The following is an 18677-nucleotide window of genomic DNA, read 5'->3' on the forward strand; positions in this document are numbered from 1 at the left end:
TGGAGCCGCTTGACGCATCAGCGCGAAACGAATTGAGGGCGCTTATAAATAGATACTGATGAACATTCTGGCAATGTTTTTAACTCATAGTCTACAATCCAAGACTACAGCCGTTTAGGGTCATTGCTCCTATGTTATGACCTGCGCGGCGTAGTTTAAGGGATCCGTTTAGAAAACGGCAAACATCCCACCTTAAGCTTTTTTTTAGGCAGGCAGGCGTTGATGGGCAGTTGTGAGCGAAGAACAGACGTTAACCCCACGGAGACAATCAGTGTGTCGAACACTCTTTAAAGATGAAAGGTTCGGATTACAGGGACACTTTGCTTTCGAGTGCAGTAATGATTGCGGCTTCCATTTTTTCAGGGGTAGAGATCGGTGCAAAACGCTTGAGCGGTTTGCCGTCGCGTCCGATCAGAAACTTAGTGAAGTTCCATTTTATCCGCCCGCCCAGCACGCCGGGCAATTCATCCTTAAGGTAACGAAACAGCGGGTGCGTTGCGGCTCCGTTGACCTCCACTTTTTCGAACATCGGGAAACTCACACCGTAGTTGATGTAACAGGTTTGCGCGATTTCGTCGGCACCGCCGGGTTCTTGCTTACCGAACTGGTTGCATGGGAAACCCAGTACCACCAGGCCCTGGGCTGCGTACTTCCTGTAGAGCGCTTCAAGGCCTGCGTATTGTCGCGTGAACCCACAATGGCTGGCGGTATTAACCACCAGAACCAGCTTGCCAGCGTAGTCGGCCATAGAGAGGGGCTGGCCACGCAGGCTGATGGCATTAAGTTGATGAAAGGGGGACATGTCGTGATCCTCAGAGCAGAACCTGTTCGACGTCGACATTGCCACGCAGCGCATAGCTGTATGGGCAGACGGCGGTAGTGGAGGCCTTAGCCTGATAGAGGCTCTTCATAGACGAGTTCCTCTGCTGTTTTTAAGTGATTAAATCGTGTGATATACCTGTGTAAAAGTCTAACAAAAAGCACAACAAACTGGCGACTTTTGCCCATTGATTAAGTATACCCCGATGTGAGTAATGCCTTCATAAGCCAACTGAGGATGTCACGCCAGAGAACGCGAAATGCACTGACGAGCAAAGCATAGAGTCTGGTTCTATTCCAGACGACAAACTTGAATGTTTGACGATGGGCAGGGAAAATTCCCTATGAAGAACCTGACAGTAGTTAAAAAAGGGAGGCTTAAACTTAATTAGCAAGTTTGCCACACAGATATTCCGTGCGTCCGTTTTCATCCCCTGCATGCCTGCGACCAATCATGACCGAATTATCTGGGCATTCAAATTTACTACTGCTTTCTTTAACTGCATCGGACCAATTACCTATAATTATGCTGAGGATTTCACCATTTTTATTAATCGGTGTTCCGCATTCGTAGGAGGTAGTCCCATTTTCGTCACCTGTGTGTTTACGGCCAATCATTACTTTTTCTTGCGGGCAACGATAAGCGGTTCCATCTGACTCCTTAATTGAAGATGACCATTGTTTATTTTTGCTAGTAATAGTCCCCCCATTTTGCACTAAGTTTCCGCATTTATAACTAGTATTACCATTTTCATCCCCACTATGTGCACGACCGACCATGAAATTATCAGTGGGGCAGGAGAATTCTGAATAGGACTCTTTTTCTCCTTGCGACCAATGACTATTATTAACCTTTGCTTCATCGGCAAATATAGAGCCAGACCAACCAGAAATTAGCACGGCAAAAATACTTGTAGTAATTAACTTATTTTTCCAATTGCGATTTTTATTATTAGGTGATTTTTTCATTTTCTATCCTTACCTCATAGGTTTCATGTTAAGCATATTTAATAATAAAGCATGCTATACCACGAGAAAATAAATTAAAAGCTTTAGATCTTGCGGTCGTAAATACCTTAGCATGCAGACGCATACCATCAAGCAAAATCCTAATTAATAAGAGTTATATTGTAAAAAAAATAAGACCAAATAAAAAGAATTAACATCGCGCTTAATCCCCCCAGGAGACTTAAACGTGAATAGTCCATTGTTCAAGAGCGTCCTTATTTACCGTCTAAGCCAGCAGCGTCTCGATAACGTCATTCGCTCGAAGTACCGCCTGCCGTTAGATATAAACGCCGAGGTCATAAAAAGCTGATCTCATCATGCTGGAAACAGAACACCGTGATTTTGATATGGACGACAGGACGGAATGGCCAGTGCTGGAAGGGATAACCCCTGCTGATAAGCGTGAACACAACATTTATATTAATGGCTGATAATGGCTGAATTCGAAACCGCTACTGTTCCAGTTTCGGATAGGGGTGAGACAAAAGACTCCGCGAATGATCCACATAATCGACCTTGCAGAATACATCGACAAACAGCGGATGAAAGGCAGAATCCTCCCCGCATCGATGAGAAGCAGCCAGGCAACGTGATGATTTAACTGGGGTATTTTGGCCCCAATATTCTACATACCTTTACGCGGTACATTCCCGCTCACGCTATTCCTTTGTAACATCCCTAACCCCCTCAAAACCCCAACACAATGATTTAAATAAAAAAAGCCCCGCCAAAATGACGGGGCCTGGTACTTGCGCAGGGCGACGCAAAAGGGTCCGGAGACCCGTTAAATCTTTGTGCTTTAATCCGAAAGCCGAGGGGCGTTTTATGCCGTCCGACTCACCGAATCATCAAATTCCAACGCATTTTTCATTGCGGCCACTATATCGCCATCTACGCAATAACGACTGAACTCGTCAAAGTCGGTGTCGGAACTCATGGTCACACCCGCCTTTCGGTAGCGCATGGCGGAAAATACCTGACGTCCCGCTGAGCTGTGCAGCTCGGTAAGTCCGATATCAATAAACTTTTGCAGATTGGTTAAACGTACACCTGCACCTGCCATAATGATTGGACCACGCGTCAGGTTATTTAGTTCACGCAACATCGAAATACCTACCTCGGCATTTTGCTGCTGCCCTGAAGTCAGAATGCGCGCGACACCGAGCTGAGTCAATTGCTCAAGCGCAACCTTCGGATTAAGGCACATATCAAAGGCACGGTGGAAGGTCACCTGCATGTCACCACACAGCGCCATCACCTCCCACATGCGTGGAACGTCGATATGCCCTTCTGCGTCGAGCATTCCCACGACCACGCCCGGGAAACCCAAATCACGTATGCAGGCGATGTCACTTTTCAATACATCAAATTCACTCTGGTTATAGAAAAAATCGCCGCCGCGCGGACGAACAATAGGATGAACGGGAATACCTACCTTTTCTCTGGCGAGCTTTAAAGTTCCGTAGCTCGGCGTAATGCCGCCGTCCGCCTGACTGGCACAAAGCTCGACGCGATCGGCCCCGGCCGCCTCGGCCGTTAACGCACAGTCCACGCTGTAACAGCACACTTCTAACTTCGTCATGGCTCTCTCCTTAATATGACCCCATGCTACAACACTTGTTTGTGAGGGGCTATGTCGCGTAGGCTCATGCATGAGCATCCTGCCCAATTGCCTGCTTAGGAAAGCTAACTATGACATTCAATTTTGATCAATGGGTCGACCGCAGTCACAGTGATAGCGTTAAGTGGAACAAATATCGCGACGCCGACGTTATTCCTCTATGGGTCGCCGATACGGATTTTTTGTCACCGCCTGCGGTCATCAATGCGTTGCAAAAGCGTGTTGCTGAAGGGGTTTTTGGTTATGGCTCACCGCCGAAAGAATTAGTTGAGCTGATGGTAGAGCGCCTTCGCGAGCGCTATGACTGGACCATTCAACCCGAATGGATAGTCTGGCTGCCGGGTTTGGTCTGCGGGTTAAACCTCGCCGTTCGCGCCTTCACAACGACGCAGCAAACCAGCATCATGCCCTCGCCTATTTACCCTCCTTTTATGCAGGCCGCGCAGTCCGAAGGCCGCGAGTTTCGTCACGTTCACGCCAGAGTGCATCACCAGCGTTGGATAACCGACTTTAACGAAGCCGAATCTACGTTGACCGGCAGCGAAAAACTGCTGTTGCTGTGCAACCCCTACAATCCGGGCGGCACCGTTTACCGTCGTGAAGAACTCTTGGCGCAACAGGAGTTTGCCCGCCGCCATGACCTGTTGGTCTGCTCGGATGAAATTCACTGCGATTTGATTCTTGAACCCGGTCTGCGTCATATCCCATTCGCTTCTTTAAACGAAGATGCAGCGAACCGCAGCGTGACGCTGATGGCACCGTCCAAGACCTTTAATTTAGCGGGACTGGGTGCGTCGTTAGCTGTCATTCCCAATCGTGAACTGCGGGTGAAGTTTGCCCGAACCGGCCACGGTATCGTTCCGCATGTCAACATACTCGCCTACGTTGCGGCGACGGCGGCTTATCAAGACGGTGATGACTGGCTTAAGGCGCAGCTAGACTATCTGCGCGCCAATCGCGACCTGGCTTTTGAGCGCATCAACGCAATGCCCGGCCTAAAGATGCTGCCGATCGAGGGCACCTATCTCGGCTGGATAGACGCCTCCCAGGCGCAGCTGGAGTCACCTTATCGCTTCTTCCTGAAGGCCGGCGTTGGATTATCTGACGGCAGGGAGTTCGGTAACGCGAACTTTGTCAGAATTAATCTCGGATGCCAGCGCGCTTTGCTTGAAAAAGCGTTAGACCGCATGGATGCGGCGCTGGCTGCCCGTTAGATTTACTCGGCTTCACGCTCGCTGGCGACAATTTCACGCAGAGTATAAGGGTGGAATTTTAAGGTGATGGTGCCATCGGTAATCGCCAGCGTCGGGTTCGGCAATCTCTCATGCTCGCCCTTAGGCGAGCTTTGCTTGAGCTTAATGCCCGGTGCTACCAGCGCCTCGTCGGCCAGCTGCGCCAGCGCGCGGGCATAAAAACCCTCCGCACCACCGGTCAACACTAACTCAACGTGCTCCCATCCTTCATGCGGATAGCGTTTTTCGCCCGGATACGGCAGCTCAATCAGGTCAATTTCCCAAGGTCCCACGCTCAGAGGCGTAGACAGGTCGAACAGACAGATAGGGCGTCCGTTGATTTCTGTTTCATTAAGTAGTGAACCACATTGGGAAAAACCCTGACGCCAACGGTCGGCGGTGGTGTTCTGATGACAGCGTACAGAAATATGATCGGCATAAAAATCGGCCAGATTCAGACACAGTTTTTCTGCAAATGCATTTAAAAGTTGGTTAAAGCGCGGCAGGTCTGCCACCAAATCCGCCAGTTCAGGCACGGCGTTAATTGTGGTCATTATTTTTCCTCTCTCGGTGGCCGGGGGGCTTAATTTACACAACCCGCCGCCCGGTTGCCAGTTCAACGAATCCGGTGAAAGATGAAGGGGATAATGCAGCGCTCATTACTGACTCAAGTTGGCTAATATGATATAAATGCGCATCATTAAAGTCAGGGGTGAACAATGGGACAACAAGTGCTCAAAGGTCATCCATGCCAGTCAATCAAGATGGCACCTTTACGGTGTTATACGTTTAGTCATTAAGGTAATCCGGTGAACATACAGGCCCTTCTTTCAGAAAAAATTTGCCAGGCACTCTTTGCCGCAGGTGCCCCATCAGACAGCGAAGCACAGGTTCGTCAGTCTGCAAAAGCACAGTTTGGTGACTATCAGGCCAATGGCGTGATGTCCGTTGCTAAAAAATTGGCAATGCCACCACGACAGCTGGCAGAAAAAGTTGTGGCGCTGTTAGACCTTTCCGGTATCGCCTCTAAAATCGAAATCGCCGGTCCAGGCTTTATCAACATCTTCCTTGACCGCGAATTTGTTGCCGCCAACGCCGACGCCGCGCTGGCCGACGCCAAGCTGGGCATCGCGCCGGTTGAACCGCAAACCATCGTCATTGACTATTCTGCTCCTAACGTAGCAAAAGAGATGCACGTGGGCCATATCCGCTCCACCATCATCGGTGATGCTGCGGCGCGGACCAATGAGCTGCTGGGCCATAAAGTTATCCGCGCCAACCACGTCGGAGACTGGGGCACGCAGTTCGGTATGCTGATTGCCTACCTCGAAAAAGTGCAGAACGAAAGCGCCGGTGACATGAAACTGTCCGACCTCGAAGAGTTCTATCGCGCCGCGAAGAAGAACTACGACGAAGACGAAGACTTCGCCGTGCGTGCCCGTGGCTACGTAGTGAAACTTCAGGGCGGCGACGAATACTGCCTGCAGATGTGGCGCAAGCTGGTTGACGTCACCATGACGCAGAACCAGATTACCTATGACCGCATGAACGTAACGCTGACGCGCGACGACGTGATGGGTGAAAGTCTGTACAACAGCATGCTGCCGGGCATTGTCTCTGACCTGCAGGATAAAGGCCTCGCGGTAGACAGCGAAGGCGCCGTGGTTGTCTATCTTGACGAGTACAAGAACAAAGACGGCGACCCGATGGGCGTCATCATCCGTAAAAAGGATGGCGGCTATCTCTACACCACGACTGACATCGCCTGCGCAAAATATCGCTATGAAACGCTGGGTGCGGACCGTGTGCTTTACTACATCGACTCCCGTCAGCATCAGCACCTGCAACAGGCCTGGACTATCGTGCGTAAAGCCGGTTACGTGCCTGATTCAGTGACTCTAGAGCACCACGCATTCGGTATGATGCTGGGCAAAGACGGCAAGCCGTTCAAAACCCGTTCAGGCGGTACCATCAAGCTGTCCGATCTGCTGGATGAAGCCATTGTCCGCGCGCGTGAGCTTATCGTCGCCAAGAACCCGAACCTGCCGGAAGACGAGCTGAACAGCCTGGTCAACGCCGTGGGCATCGGTGCCATTAAATACGCTGACCTGTCGAAGAGCCGCACCACCGACTACATCTTCGACTGGGACAACATGCTGGCCTTCGAAGGCAACACTGCGCCGTATATGCAGTATGCCTACACCCGCGTGGCGTCAATCTTCAAACGTGCTGACATCAACGTAAACAGCCTGACGCAGCCAATGGTGCTGACCGAAGAGCGTGAAATTACTCTGGCAACGCGCCTGCTGCAGTTCGAAGAAGTGCTGACTGCCGTTGCACGCGAAGGGACACCGCACGTCATGTGTGCCTATCTGTACGACGTTGCAGGCCTGTTCTCCGGCTTCTACGAAGACTGTCCGATTCTGAACGCAGAAGACGAAACCGTGCGTAACAGCCGCCTTAAACTGGCGCTGCTGACCCAGAGAACCCTCAAGACCGGTCTTGATACCCTCGGTATTGAAACCGTTGAGCGTATGTAACTCGCTCTACCGTCAGAAATCATAAAGCCGCGAAAGCGGCTTTTTTATGGCTAAACAAAAGGCTCCGAAGCGATAACATCGATTCGGGGCCTTATTCTATTTTACCTTGGCGTCAATTAGCTGCGCGCATAGTCCCTGAGCTTGAAGCCGAGCAGACCAAGCGCACCGAAGTAGACAATCACGCCGACGACCACAACGGCCGCGAGGCGCAACAGACGCATCGCCATGCCGCCTACCGACCAGTCAGGCATCACGTACATCATACCCACCAGCGCGGCAGCCATCGCCAGAACGGCGATAATCAGGCGGATGAGGAAACTCGTCCAGCCCGGCTGAGGCTGGAAGATCTTCTGTTTACGCAGCTGCCAATAAAGCAGTGAAGCGTTCAGACAGGCCGCCAGACCGATAGAGAGCGAAAGTCCCGCGTGCTTCAACGGGCCGATAAACGCCAGGTTCATCAACTGAGTCATGATGAGTGTGATAATGGCAATCTTGACCGGAGTCTTAATGTCCTGACGCGAATAGAAGCCCGGTGCCAATACTTTGACCACGATAAGCCCCATCAGCCCTACCGAATAGGCCACCAGCGCGCGCTGGGTCATTGAGGCATCAAACGCGTTGAACTTACCGTACTGGAACAGCGCAACGGTCAGTGGCTTTGCCAGAATCCCCAACGCCACGGAGCTTGGCAGCGCGAGCAGGAAGCACAGCCGCAGGCCCCAGTCCATCAGGCGGTTGTACTCGGTATGGTTACCGCTGGAAAAGCTGCGCGCCAGCGAAGGCAACAGGATGGTGCCCAACGCCACGCCCAGCACGCCGGACGGGAACTCCATCAGGCGGTCGGCGTAGTACATCCACGACACCGAGCCAGACACCAGGAACGAGGCGAAAATGGTGTTGATTATCAGGGAAATCTGACTCACGGAAACGCCAAGAATGGCTGGGCCCATCTGGCGCATCACGCGCCATACGCCCGCATCCTTAAGGTTGAGGCGCGGCAGAACCAGCATGCCGATTTTCTTCAGGTGCGGAAGCTGATAGCCCAACTGCAAGACGCCGCCTGCCACCACCGCCCACGCCAGCGCCATCACCGGTGGATGGAAATACGGCGCGGCGAACAGCGCAAACACCAGCATGCTAACGTTCAGGAACGTCGGTGCAAATGCCGGTATCGAGAAGCGATTCCAGGTATTAAGGATAGCCCCCGCCAGAGAGGCGAGCGAAATCAGCAGGATATAAGGGAACGTCACGCGCAGCAGCGCAGTGGTCAGCGCGAACTTATCCGGCGTGTCGGCAAAACCGGGTGCAGTCACGTAAATCACCCACGGCGCGGCAAACATGCCGGCAATGGTCACCAGCGCGAGTACCAGCGTCAGCAGCCCGGAGACATAAGCCACAAAAGTGCGCGTCGCCTCCTCGCCCTGCTGGCTCTTATATTCGGCAAGAATTGGCACAAAGGCCTGAGAGAATGCGCCTTCGGCAAAAATACGGCGCAGAAGATTGGGTAGTTTGAAGGCAACGAAAAAAGCATCGGTGACCATCCCGGCCCCAAACACGCGGGCAACTACGGCATCGCGGGCAAATCCAAGTACCCGAGAAAACATCGTCATAGAACTGACGGCGGCTAAAGACTTCAGTAGATTCATGTGACTTTTTCTTGTGGCCGGTAAACTCCCTGTAGAAGCCCCGGCAAGGTTCGAAAGTGCGTATAGTCTACGTATCAAAAATACAATAGCTACAGGCAGTTGTTATATATTGTTTCCCATTGGAAATTATCGGATTAATCGTTGTTAGCGCAACAATTTTTCGATAACACGCTGCGCCAGCAACGCCTGTTCACCGCTGGTTTCGGGGGCCGTTTGGTGGCTAACACAGTCGATAAAATGCCGAATAGCCCCCTCGAACCCGCGCTGAGCCAGCGTCGTCTGCCAACCGGCGACCGGCTGCTCAACCCTGCCCGCCAGACTCTCCTGAACCCAATGGCGCATATCGTCCACCTGATACCAGGCACCGTCACAGACCGCTTGTATCGACTCGCGCTGGGTTCCGGCACGACGATGCATTGCAGTAGTCATACGCGTCTTACCCCGCGTGAACTGATGCTCGGCATAGATCAGCTGATTTTTCTCATTACAATCAATCTGTCCGCCGACCAGCAGACTGTCGCCATTGGCTAACCACAGCGCGGTATCGACCACGTGCAAATAGTCGTCCAGCAGGGTAAATGCTGCCTCATGCGGACCGATGCTGTCCGCACGGTGCTTGTCGATGCGCAGAGAAATCGGTGCATCAACCTGTGCGGCCAGCTGCACCTTGAGCTGTTGGTACAGCGGCGAAAAACGGCGATTAAACCCGACCATCAGCGTTTTGCCGCGACGTTGCGCCAACTCGACCAGCTGCTCGGCCTGTTCCAGCGTCGCCGCCAGCGGTTTATCGACGTAAACATGCACCCCGGCGTTAAGCAGGTCGCTGACCACGCTGAAATGTGAGTCGGTGCTACTGTGGACGAATACCGCATCACAGGCGCCTGCCAGCTGGTCAAGCTGCGAAAAACAGCGAAAACGGTAGCTGTCGCAGACCGCCTGCGCCCGCACCTGACTGGGTGAAAAGCCGCCCTCAAGCGTCCAGTCAGTCGCCTGACTGAGCACCGGTAAATAGGCCTTCTGCGCAATGCCGCCCAGCCCGACCACCCCAATTCGAAGTTTACTCACACTCACTCTCCTTAGTCGGCCAATCGTTCCAGCAGGTGCTCGAGACGCTCTTTCAGCTCTGCAACTTCGGTTTCAAGCACGTTGACGCGCTCTGCCAGTTCATCACGCGGGGCGCTCTGCGAACTTGCTGGGCTGAAGATTTCGTCTTCACCGGCTGCGTCACTGACTTCACCGCTGAACAGGTGCATATAGCGGCTCTCGCGCTTGCCCGGCTCGCGCGCCAGTCGCACGCAGAATGGGCCATCTTCACGGCCTGCCAACGTATTGAGAGTCAGCTCCACCTCGGCGACGTCGGCAAAGTCGTGCAGACGGTTGGTCCGGGTACGCAACTCACCCGGCGTTTGCGCGCCGCGCAGCAGCAGCGTGCTGATAACCGCCACCTCGGCAGGGGAAAACTTGAGATTGCCAAATTCGGAGTTACAGAAACGGTGCTCATACTTCATGGTACGGCTGCCGCTGAGCGAACGAATAATGTGCTTACGCAATAGCAGGTCCAGCGTCTGCTGGACCTCGGACTCGCTGAGCTCCATTACCGGCTCGCGGTTGGTTTTCTGGTTACAGGCGGTGGTAAGACTGTTGAGGCTCAGGGGATACTGTTCCGGTGTCGTAATCTGTTTTTCAAGCATACAGCCGATGACTCGCGCTTCTTTGGCGCTGAATTCATACTTCATGGTTTTCCTTTCCTTATCATCGCGGTGGCTGCCACTGTGGGTCAGTCAGCGCCATCAAAACGTGGTCCTGCCATTTTCCGTCAATCAGCAGATAATCTTTCGCATACCCCTCGCGCTCAAACCCGAGACTTTCGAGCAGGTTACCGCTGCGGTGGTTGTGCGGCATGTAGTTCGCCATAATGCGGTGGATCTTCTGCTGGCGCTGCATGTAGCGAATCAGCGACTGCAACGCCTCATACATCAGCCCCTGCCCTTGCCACTGCTCACCCAGCGAGTAGCCGAGGAAACAGGCGTGAAAAGAACCGCGCAGCACGTTGCTAAAGTTAGCGACGCCGCGAACGTGATTCTCATCGGGGTCGAGCAGGATAAAATAGTAGGCCGTCCCCTGTTTTTGCATCTCGTTAATCAAACCCAGTCGCGCCTGCCAACCGGAAGGATAGCAGTGGCTTTCGTCCCTGATAGGCTCCCAGGGCTTCAAAAAGGCGCGGTTTTCCGTGTAATAATCGGCCAGGCGATGGGCGTCGCGCTCGTACACCAGCCGCAGTACCATTCTGTCCGTAGTAAGCCGCACTTTAGGTGCCGCTGATCGATAGCCAAACATCCCTTCCCTCCACATTTTGACCGGCTCGATAAGAACATTTTATAGGAAACAGAGGCCGTTCTTTGCCGTGGACTGCTATATTGCGCACGGCTTCTCTTTGCATCATAGTCGAGCCCACCACTCTCTGTGAATCAGCCGTTAAATTATTCAGGTTTTTCAGCGCTGCGTCTTTGATTTTGCCAGTCCTAAAGCGTCTTGACGATAAAAAAATATTATCTATAGCGCCCTATCTAATTGCCTGTTTGAGGTTCAGACTAAGGCGGTTAATATCATCTCAGCATCTTTCGGAATGGATGCCAATAATCGCTCAGGGTGACGCATGTCTCTGGTATCGCAAGCGCGAAGCTTGGGAAAGTTTTTCCTCTTGTTTGACAATGCCTTGGTAATTCTCGGCTTTTTCGTCGTTTTTCCGCTTATTTCGATTCGCTTCGTTGACCAGCTTGGCTGGGCGGCGATGGCCGTGGGGCTCGCGCTTGGGCTACGCCAGCTTACCCAGCAGGGGCTAGGGATCTTTGGCGGTGCCATTGCCGACCGTTTTGGCGCCAAGCCAATGATCATCACCGGCATGCTGCTGCGTGCGGCGGGGTTCGCCACCATGGCGCTGGCAGACAGTCCGTGGATTCTCATCTGCTCATGCGTCTTATCCGGCCTTGGCGGCACATTGTTTGATCCGCCCCGCACTGCCTTGGTTATCAAGCTGATCCGCCCTCACGAACGCAGCCGCTTTTTCTCATTATTAATGATGCAAGACAGCGCCGGTGCGGTCATTGGCGCGCTGATCGGCAGTTGGCTGCTGCAATATAATTTTCATTTCGTCTGCTGGGTTGGCGCAGGACTGTTTGTGCTCGCCGCCGCATTCAACGCGGTCTTCCTGCCCGCCTACCGTATCTCGGCGGGCCGTGCGCCGATGCGACAAGGCATGATGCGAGTGATGCGCGATAAACGCTTTATCAGCTACGTCCTGACGCTTACCGGCTATTACATGCTAACCGTACAGGTCATGCTGATGCTGCCTATCGCGGTCAATGACATGGCCGGTACGCCTACCGCGGTGAAATGGATGTACGCCATTGAAGCGGCGCTGTCGCTCACTTTGCTCTACCCGATTGCCCGCTGGAGCGAAAAGCGCTTCAGCCTGGAAAAACGCCTGATGTGTGGTTTGGCCATTATGACCCTTAGCCTGTTCCCTGTCGGTATGGTCAGTGGGCTGAATCCGCTGCTGCTGTTGATTGGCCTGTTCTATATCGGTTCGATTATTGCCGAACCGGCGCGAGAAACCTTGGGCGCCTCGCTGGCTGACCCGCGTGCACGCGGCAGCTATATGGGTTTCAGCCGCCTTGGGCTGGCGATTGGTGGTGCGATTGGTTATACCGGCGGTGGCTGGATGTATGATACCGGTCGCGCACTCGCGCTGCCGGAGCTGCCTTGGATCCTGCTCGGCATCGTCGGTCTGATCACGCTGGCAGGCCTTTACTGGCAGTTTCAGCTGCGTCGTATCGAACCCGCGATGCTCGGCGAAAATTAAGTCGCCGAAAGGCCTCGGCTTTGGCTGACTGCGTTTGATCTCAGGGAGAATCTTCACCATACTCACAGATTGAAACATCTCTGGTGACAGAAGAGAAAACGGCTAATCGACCTTCCCTACACCCCGGTTAGCCGAGTATAAAAAGGAGCCAAGTATCATGAAGTTATTTGTTTATGAACACTGTCCTTACTGCGTCAAGGCCCGCATGATCTTCGGCCTTAAGAATCTGCCGGTTGAGGTGAAAGCCCTGCTGAACGATGACGAAAAAACGCCAACCTCGATGGTCGGGAAAAAAGTGGTCCCAATCCTGCAAAAACAGGACGGCAGCTTCATGCCTGAAAGCATGGATATCGTTCAATATATTGATAATTCCGACCATAAACCCCTGCTGACCGGCCCAATTAGTGCGGCGGTAGCAACCTGGTTGCGCCACGTCTCGGAATATACTGAAAAGCTGTTCATCCCGCGCTTCGCCGCCGCCCCCTTCGAAGAGTTTGCCACGCCGCAGGCACGTCAATATTTCACCGACAAGAAACAGGCAAAACTGGGCGATTTTAAGGAACATCTCCAACATTCGCCCGGTCTGGTAAAGAAAATCAATCAGGATTTGCGTGACCTTGACAAACTCATTCAAGAGCCGAATGCCGTGAATGGCGAGCTCTCCGAGGACGACATTCACCTGTTCCCGGTCCTGCGATCGCTGTCGATCGTCAAAGGCGTCGAGCTGCCTACTCGTGTTTTGGCCTATCGTGACAACATGGCGAAACAAACGCAGATAAACCTGCTGACCCGCCTCGCGAGTTAACCTTTCCTTAACCCAAGGGTTGCACTTTCGGTGCGACCCTTACCTTTCTATACGCTGTAACCCTTCCCTCACCTTTCCCAAACAGGGCATACTGTGCGCCTTGGAATTGTCATCGAGGAAGTCATGAGAAAGTTATTTTTAGGGGCCGCTGCCCTGATTTTTGCCGGCCTGCTTGCCGGATGCAACCATCTGACTCAGTACACGCTGAGTGAACAGGAAGTGAATAATTACCTGCAAAAACACAATAACTTCCAGAAGCAGCTCGGTGTGCCTGGCCTGGTAGACGCACACATTACCCTGACCAACCTCAGCAGCCAGATTGGCCGCAGCGAGCCGGGTAAAGTGACACTCTCGGGCGATGCCGACATCGACGTCAGCTCGCTGTTTGGCGCTCAGAAAGCCGACCTGACACTGACGCTGAAAGCGACGCCGGTATATAACAAAGATGAAGGTGCTATCTATCTGAAAGATATGGAAGTGGTCGACTACACCGTTAAACCGGAAAAAATGGATTCGATCGTTAAAGGCCTGATGCCTTACCTAAATCAGTCACTGAAGTCCTACTTCGACCAGAAACCGGCCTACGTGCTGAACGGCGAACACAGTGAAGGCGAAGCGATGGCGAAAAAACTGGCCAAAGGGCTGGAAGTGAAACCGGGCCAGCTGGTTATCCCGTTCACTGACTAAATTCTGCTGAAAGAAAAACGCCTGAGTGCGTGACGCCCCTTGTCGGGCATCACCTTCAGGCGTTTTTTATGTCCGAATGGCGTGATTACTGCTCGTCTTCTTCGCCGTTCTCGATGTCTTCCGGCAGTGCCTCTTCCAACTCGTCGCGCATTGCGGTGATCGCTTCGCGGCTTATCTCAGACAGCGTGCGGTAAAAACCGCTGGTCGAGTGGGCCTCTACCTTGCCGAGAAACTTGCCGCACCATGGCAGCATGTACTCGTCAAACAGCGCAATTTGCGCCGCGGCTTCGTCTTCCTGCGACTGATCTTCAAGCCATGAAGCGGCAAGCAGCATTGAACCGAAATGGTCGGCCGGAGATTCGCCCAGCGGCATACCGCGCTGCTTGAGGAAAGTCCGCACTTCCTGCTCGGAGTCGCCTTCCACATAGGCGCTGCGATAAGGCGAAACCGCACAGCCGGTACCGACGAACAAATGGTTAAACTCGGCGGCCAGCGCCTGTGGATCGGCACTTTGCTGTAGACGAAGCAGCAAGGCGTCTTGTTCCAGCGGCCAATGCTCACGCAGTTTACCTTGCTGGATCAACCCAAACAGCGGGACCAGCAGCGGGTCCTGCGGCTGGCGATAAAACAGCGTGCCCAGCACGCGGCATACAATCGAAAACTCATTCATAGTCAGAACCTGATTAACGTTGGCATAGCAAAAATTTGCGTGACAATGTCACAGTTCACTAAATTCTGCAATTGCCGGACGACCACGCCTTTGCAGAAAGTCCAGAAAACGACGTGGGCTGGCATTCAGAATGCGCTCGTGCGGGAATCCCACTTCGTCAATTATACGTTCACAGTGCTCAAAACCCCCCAACGAATAGGCAATGTGTGAATCAGAGCCCAATGCCAGCCAGCCGCCCGCCTCTTTCACTGCGGCGACAATAGCCCGACAGTTCGGCTCACTGCCCTTGCGTGAATGAGTAAAGGAGGAGTTGTTGAGCTCCAGCGCCACCTCGTATTTCGCCGCCGCAGCGGCAATCGCGGGAATATCGACCGGATACCTGGGGTTGCCCGGATGACTGATAATATGCACATCGCCACCCGCCATCGCGGCAATCATCGCCTGCGTATGGGTCTCTTTATCTACCGGCGGCATGACCGGTTCATGGAATCCGGCAATCACAAAGTCTACGGCGGTGAGCATCGGTCCGGTGCAGTCGATATCACCGTTGATGTTTTTGATGTTCGCTTCGATGCTGCGCAGAATACCCACGCCGTCAACGACGCGCGGCCAGACGTGCATATTCATAAAGTGCCAATAATGCGGTGCGTCGGCCATGTCAGGGCCGTGATCGGTGATGGCGAAAAGCTTGATGCCTTTTTGCTGAGCTTCATCAATGTAGTCGTGCAGCGTGCTGTAGGCGTGGGTGCTTGCCACGGTGTGCATATGTAAGTCGACCGGAAACATGACTTCTCCTGAATTTTTGGCCGCCTCGGTAAGGGGCCGGGCGGCAATAAAAGCTTAGCAGATCTGTGTGGCTGACTCGGCGTGGGGTTAATATCCGCGCGTGAGGTCAACCTGCCCAACCGGTTTGCGCCCTGCCTCGATAGCCTGAATGTTGGCGACAATGTTGTCCATCGCCTCGTCCGGCAGGGTATCGGCACCGATATGAGGCGTGATGCTAACACGCGGATGTGACCAAAATGGGTGCATGCGCTGAAGAGGTTCTTCAATAAATACGTCGAGCGTGGCAGCCGCGATTTGCCCGTCGTCGAGCGCCTTTAACAGGTCGCCGTCCACCAGGTGCATGCCGCGTCCCAGATTGATCAGATAGCTGCCCTTGCTCAGGTTGGAGAACAGCTTTTTATTAAGGATCCCGACCGTTTGCGGTGTATTTGGCAGCAGATTAATCAGCAGCTTGCAGCCGCTGGCGAAATCATCGAGCTGGTCATCGCCGTAGAAACTCTCCACGCCGTCGAGCACTTTTGGGCTACGGCTCCAGCTGCGTACCTTGAATTTAAGATCGATAAGCTTTTGCGCGACTGCGGTACCGAGAATACCGGCACCAAGAATACCTATCGTGAAATGGCTGTGCTGATGCGCAGGCAGCGGTTGCCACTGTTTCTGCTGCTGAAACAGCTGATACTCGTCCAGACGACGGAAGTAGCGCAGCACGCTCGCCAGCGCGTACTCCTGCATTTGCAGCGCCATGCCGGTGTCTTCGAGACGGATCAACGGCACACCCGCAGGCAAGGTACCCGGGTGGCGATGCTCCTGATTAAGAATGGCGTCGACGCCTGCGCCCAGCACGAAAATGCCTTTGAGGTCGCTGCGTGGAGCCAACATTTCCTGCGGGGGATGCCAGACTAGCGCGTAGTCGGCGGGTGCGGTATCGCCACGGTGCCAGACGCGGACGTTAGCTTCGGGAAGTCGGTGGCGAATGCCCTCAATCCATGGCTCTGAATCTGTTTTAGGGTGATAGAAGATGATGTTCATGTTGTAGCCTCCTTTGCCCTGTTAGATTTCCTCTAAAATCACCGTGATGCAACCTTTGCTTGCAAAAATTGTTTAAAAAAAAGCCCTGATTGTCAGGGCTTTCGGAAGCAGTATTTACGCAGGTACGCGCTGGATCAAGCGGCGCAGCAGCGGGACAAGCAGCATCAGCACGACGCCGGTCGCGACCGAGCCCCAGCCCAGCACGTTGAACACTTCACTGTAGCCCGGATTGGTCAGCAGCGGCGTGCTGCCGGTATTGGTGGGCATCAGGCCAGAGATATAGCTCGCCAGCACGGAAGCGACGCCGGTCACCATCATCCAGCAACCCATCATCACGCCCTGATAACGAGCCGGGGCCAGTTTGCCAATCATCGCGTAGCCGATAGGTGAAATCATCAGTTCGCCAATGCTCTGGAAAACGTAGCTAATAACGATCCATTTGAACGCCATCAGGCCGTCACTGCCGGCAAAATGAATCCCCAGCGGCAGCACCAGCATGCCCAGTCCGATGCAGAACAGCGCGCCGGAGAACTGCATCGGGATATCGATACGCCAGCCACGCTGACGCAAATGCTTGAACAGCAGTGCCATCAGCGGCCCGCCGACGACGATGACCACGGTATTGATGTCCTGGATCCACTGTGGCGCGACGCGGAAGCCGTAAACGTTGAGGTTGATGTTGTTCTCGGAGAACAACATCAGGCCCATCGGCGCGAGCTGGTAGAGCGTCCAGAACACCAGCGAACCCGCCGCCAGCAGCAGGTAAGCCTTCATGCGGCTTTTTTCATCCTGCTGACGATGGCGAGCGGTCACCCTGCCCATGATGATGAAAATAATTGCGCCAAGCACAACCACAAAATAGCTGCTAAAGGCGGCATGAGTCAGCAAAACGCGAATGACAGGTACCAGCACCACCAGAATCGCGATGCCCACCAGCATGCGCTGCATAAGCTGACGTGAATTGACCTGGTTAAGCGGCGTATTGATATCCTTGAGGATATTCCAACGCGACAGGGTCAGCACGATAGCGACCGCATTGCCCAGCGTGGCAAACAGGAACAGCGCACGATAGTTTTCCGTCAGCTGATAATAGCCCGCGACGGCAAAACCAATAAAGAACCCGAGGTTCATACCTGCATAGTTCCATAAGAACGCGGCTTCACGGCGGTCATCTTCCGGCTTGAAACGCTGAGTCAGCATCATGTTCAGGCAGGTCACGTTCAGTCCGCTGCCGGTCAGGAACATCGCCAGTCCCCAGTAAAGCCCGGTAACGCCTGCCAGGGCAATCAGCGCACAGCCAATGACTTGCAGCACCATACCAAGCACAAACAGGTTACGGTTGCTGAGGTAGCGTCCGCCAAGATAGCCGCCAAACATATGCAGGCCATAGTTAAAGGCACCGAAGACGCCCATGATGGTGTTGGCTTGGCTTTCGCTGAATCCCAGACGTTTAGTGGCATAGAGCACCAGCGTGGAATAAAGAACCGCAAAGCCCAACGTCGAGAAAGTCTGGATAAAGAACAGTGCGCCGGACCCCTCAGGTACCACCGAACGATGGTGTGATGTGTTTTCTAAATAACTCAAGTCAAACCCCTGTACTGCCTTGTTGAACAATCGAAAAATGCATGGATGATGGCTGCTCAAAAACGCGGCGGTTTTTTATGCTCTGGTTTTTAAGTGCTACGATGTTATACCGATGTCGTTAGCAAAATTCCTAGCATTTCTTTGAATAAATTGTTTCTTATAACCACACGATGCTTTTCCCGCCAAAACGGGCAAAAATAGAAGAACAAGCCGCGGCTGAAACAAGGGTAAATCACCCCGAGGCTGTCGTTATATGAGCCTTTTTGTTCTGTAAATCAGCAAATTGCTTTAAAAATCGCTAAACGAATCGGAAAAACTAAAAGAGTGTTGACGCTGGGGGCAGAATTCCCTACATTAGCGTCCGTTGAGCAAGCACAGTGTGTTTGTC

The 18677-nt window shown here is 53.3% G+C and carries 18 protein-coding genes; 6 read left to right on the plus strand and 12 right to left on the minus strand.

The features are described 5' to 3' along the window. Positions 1-307: 307 nt before the first annotated feature. Positions 308-802 carry a glutathione peroxidase gene (locus O1V65_RS09330; RefSeq protein ID WP_269130451.1) on the minus strand — a complete coding sequence of 165 codons (495 nt, stop codon included), beginning with the start codon at positions 800-802 and terminating at the stop codon, positions 308-310. A gap of 401 nt (positions 803-1203) precedes the next feature. Further along, the gene (locus tag O1V65_RS09335; RefSeq protein WP_227989912.1) at positions 1204-1788 is read right to left on the minus strand and encodes a hypothetical protein; all 585 of its coding nucleotides are present in this window, start codon (positions 1786-1788) and stop codon (positions 1204-1206) included. 536 nt (positions 1789-2324) lie between these two features. On the opposite strand from O1V65_RS09335, the gene O1V65_RS09340 reads away from it, so the two are divergent. Next, on the plus strand, positions 2325-2420 hold the full coding sequence (locus O1V65_RS09340; protein ID WP_416362461.1) for a hypothetical protein: 96 nt from the start codon (positions 2325-2327) through the stop codon (positions 2418-2420). 230 nt (positions 2421-2650) lie between these two features. Here O1V65_RS09340 and cutC read toward each other — a convergent pair whose 3' ends face one another. After that, positions 2651-3409: a copper homeostasis protein CutC gene (gene cutC, locus O1V65_RS09345; RefSeq protein WP_017494026.1), complete on the minus strand. Its 759-nt coding sequence runs from the start codon at positions 3407-3409 to the stop codon at positions 2651-2653. A gap of 110 nt (positions 3410-3519) precedes the next feature. Here cutC and O1V65_RS09350 point away from each other — a divergent pair, with 110 nt between their 5' ends. Next, positions 3520-4662 (plus strand): MalY/PatB family protein, encoded by a 1143-nt coding sequence (locus O1V65_RS09350; protein WP_017494025.1) that lies wholly within the window; start codon positions 3520-3522, stop codon positions 4660-4662. A gap of 2 nt (positions 4663-4664) precedes the next feature. Here the strand turns inward: O1V65_RS09350 and O1V65_RS09355 are convergent, their stop codons facing one another. After that, complete coding sequence (locus O1V65_RS09355) at positions 4665-5234, minus strand: VOC family protein (RefSeq protein WP_084912952.1); 570 nt, start codon at positions 5232-5234, stop codon at positions 4665-4667. Positions 5235-5489: 255 nt separating this feature from the next. On the opposite strand from O1V65_RS09355, the gene argS reads away from it, so the two are divergent. Further along, positions 5490-7220: an arginine--tRNA ligase gene (argS, locus tag O1V65_RS09360; protein ID WP_269130452.1), complete on the plus strand. Its 1731-nt coding sequence runs from the start codon at positions 5490-5492 to the stop codon at positions 7218-7220. 116 nt (positions 7221-7336) lie between these two features. Here the strand turns inward: argS and murJ are convergent, their stop codons facing one another. The 4 genes from murJ to rimJ all read right to left on the minus strand — a co-directional run bounded on the left by murJ (position 7337) and on the right by rimJ (position 11203). Beyond that, positions 7337-8866: a murein biosynthesis integral membrane protein MurJ gene (gene murJ / locus O1V65_RS09365; RefSeq protein ID WP_017493867.1), complete on the minus strand. Its 1530-nt coding sequence runs from the start codon at positions 8864-8866 to the stop codon at positions 7337-7339. A 144-nt stretch (positions 8867-9010) separates the two neighbouring features. After that, positions 9011-9931, minus strand: a complete 921-nt coding sequence (locus tag O1V65_RS09370) for a Gfo/Idh/MocA family protein (protein WP_084912950.1) — start codon at positions 9929-9931, stop codon at positions 9011-9013. A gap of 11 nt (positions 9932-9942) precedes the next feature. After that, positions 9943-10602 carry a YceH family protein gene (locus tag O1V65_RS09375; protein ID WP_017493865.1) on the minus strand — a complete coding sequence of 220 codons (660 nt, stop codon included), beginning with the start codon at positions 10600-10602 and terminating at the stop codon, positions 9943-9945. A gap of 16 nt (positions 10603-10618) precedes the next feature. After that, positions 10619-11203: a ribosomal protein S5-alanine N-acetyltransferase gene (rimJ, locus tag O1V65_RS09380; protein WP_017493864.1), complete on the minus strand. Its 585-nt coding sequence runs from the start codon at positions 11201-11203 to the stop codon at positions 10619-10621. A 319-nt stretch (positions 11204-11522) separates the two neighbouring features. On the opposite strand from rimJ, the gene mdtH reads away from it, so the two are divergent. From mdtH to O1V65_RS09395, 3 genes are all read left to right on the plus strand, one after another. Then, positions 11523-12728 (plus strand): multidrug efflux MFS transporter MdtH, encoded by a 1206-nt coding sequence (mdtH, locus tag O1V65_RS09385; protein WP_017493863.1) that lies wholly within the window; start codon positions 11523-11525, stop codon positions 12726-12728. Between the two features lie 157 nt (positions 12729-12885). Continuing rightward, a complete protein-coding gene (gene grxB, locus O1V65_RS09390) occupies positions 12886-13533 on the plus strand; it encodes a glutaredoxin 2 (RefSeq protein ID WP_017493862.1) in 648 nt (215 codons plus the stop codon). 123 nt (positions 13534-13656) lie between these two features. Next, positions 13657-14220 carry a lipoprotein gene (locus tag O1V65_RS09395; RefSeq protein WP_017493861.1) on the plus strand — a complete coding sequence of 188 codons (564 nt, stop codon included), beginning with the start codon at positions 13657-13659 and terminating at the stop codon, positions 14218-14220. Between the two features lie 85 nt (positions 14221-14305). Here O1V65_RS09395 and O1V65_RS09400 read toward each other — a convergent pair whose 3' ends face one another. The 4 genes from O1V65_RS09400 to O1V65_RS09415 all read right to left on the minus strand — a co-directional run bounded on the left by O1V65_RS09400 (position 14306) and on the right by O1V65_RS09415 (position 18289). Further along, the gene (locus O1V65_RS09400) at positions 14306-14890 is read right to left on the minus strand and encodes a TorD/DmsD family molecular chaperone (protein ID WP_017493860.1); all 585 of its coding nucleotides are present in this window, start codon (positions 14888-14890) and stop codon (positions 14306-14308) included. Positions 14891-14938: 48 nt separating this feature from the next. Then, the gene (locus tag O1V65_RS09405; protein WP_084912949.1) at positions 14939-15676 is read right to left on the minus strand and encodes a phosphatase; all 738 of its coding nucleotides are present in this window, start codon (positions 15674-15676) and stop codon (positions 14939-14941) included. A gap of 87 nt (positions 15677-15763) precedes the next feature. After that, positions 15764-16705 carry a glyoxylate/hydroxypyruvate reductase GhrA gene (gene ghrA / locus O1V65_RS09410; protein WP_017493858.1) on the minus strand — a complete coding sequence of 314 codons (942 nt, stop codon included), beginning with the start codon at positions 16703-16705 and terminating at the stop codon, positions 15764-15766. A 114-nt stretch (positions 16706-16819) separates the two neighbouring features. Then, positions 16820-18289 (minus strand): peptide MFS transporter, encoded by a 1470-nt coding sequence (locus O1V65_RS09415; RefSeq protein WP_017493857.1) that lies wholly within the window; start codon positions 18287-18289, stop codon positions 16820-16822. Positions 18290-18677 lie beyond the last annotated feature (388 nt).

The sequence above is a fragment of the Rouxiella badensis genome (assembly GCF_026967515.2).
In the GTDB taxonomy this organism is placed as follows: Bacteria; Pseudomonadota; Gammaproteobacteria; order Enterobacterales; family Enterobacteriaceae; genus Rouxiella; species Rouxiella badensis.

Excerpts from the sequence above, each read along its gene's own strand:
- O1V65_RS09330 (WP_269130451.1), bottom strand. The coding sequence starts at position 802 with ATGTCCCCCTTTCATCAACTTAATGCCATCAGCCTGCGTGGCCAGCCC.
- O1V65_RS09335 (WP_227989912.1), bottom strand. The coding sequence starts at position 1,788 with ATGAAAAAATCACCTAATAATAAAAATCGCAATTGGAAAAATAAGTTA.
- O1V65_RS09340 (WP_416362461.1), top strand. The coding sequence starts at position 2,325 with ATGATCCACATAATCGACCTTGCAGAATACATCGACAAACAGCGGATG.
- cutC (WP_017494026.1), bottom strand. The coding sequence starts at position 3,409 with ATGACGAAGTTAGAAGTGTGCTGTTACAGCGTGGACTGTGCGTTAACG.
- O1V65_RS09350 (WP_017494025.1), top strand. The coding sequence starts at position 3,520 with ATGACATTCAATTTTGATCAATGGGTCGACCGCAGTCACAGTGATAGC.
- O1V65_RS09355 (WP_084912952.1), bottom strand. The coding sequence starts at position 5,234 with ATGACCACAATTAACGCCGTGCCTGAACTGGCGGATTTGGTGGCAGAC.
- murJ (WP_017493867.1), bottom strand. The coding sequence starts at position 8,866 with ATGAATCTACTGAAGTCTTTAGCCGCCGTCAGTTCTATGACGATGTTT.
- O1V65_RS09375 (WP_017493865.1), bottom strand. The coding sequence starts at position 10,602 with ATGAAGTATGAATTCAGCGCCAAAGAAGCGCGAGTCATCGGCTGTATG.
- rimJ (WP_017493864.1), bottom strand. The coding sequence starts at position 11,203 with ATGTTTGGCTATCGATCAGCGGCACCTAAAGTGCGGCTTACTACGGAC.
- mdtH (WP_017493863.1), top strand. The coding sequence starts at position 11,523 with ATGTCTCTGGTATCGCAAGCGCGAAGCTTGGGAAAGTTTTTCCTCTTG.
- grxB (WP_017493862.1), top strand. The coding sequence starts at position 12,886 with ATGAAGTTATTTGTTTATGAACACTGTCCTTACTGCGTCAAGGCCCGC.
- O1V65_RS09395 (WP_017493861.1), top strand. The coding sequence starts at position 13,657 with ATGAGAAAGTTATTTTTAGGGGCCGCTGCCCTGATTTTTGCCGGCCTG.
- O1V65_RS09400 (WP_017493860.1), bottom strand. The coding sequence starts at position 14,890 with ATGAATGAGTTTTCGATTGTATGCCGCGTGCTGGGCACGCTGTTTTAT.
- O1V65_RS09405 (WP_084912949.1), bottom strand. The coding sequence starts at position 15,676 with ATGTTTCCGGTCGACTTACATATGCACACCGTGGCAAGCACCCACGCC.
- ghrA (WP_017493858.1), bottom strand. The coding sequence starts at position 16,705 with ATGAACATCATCTTCTATCACCCTAAAACAGATTCAGAGCCATGGATT.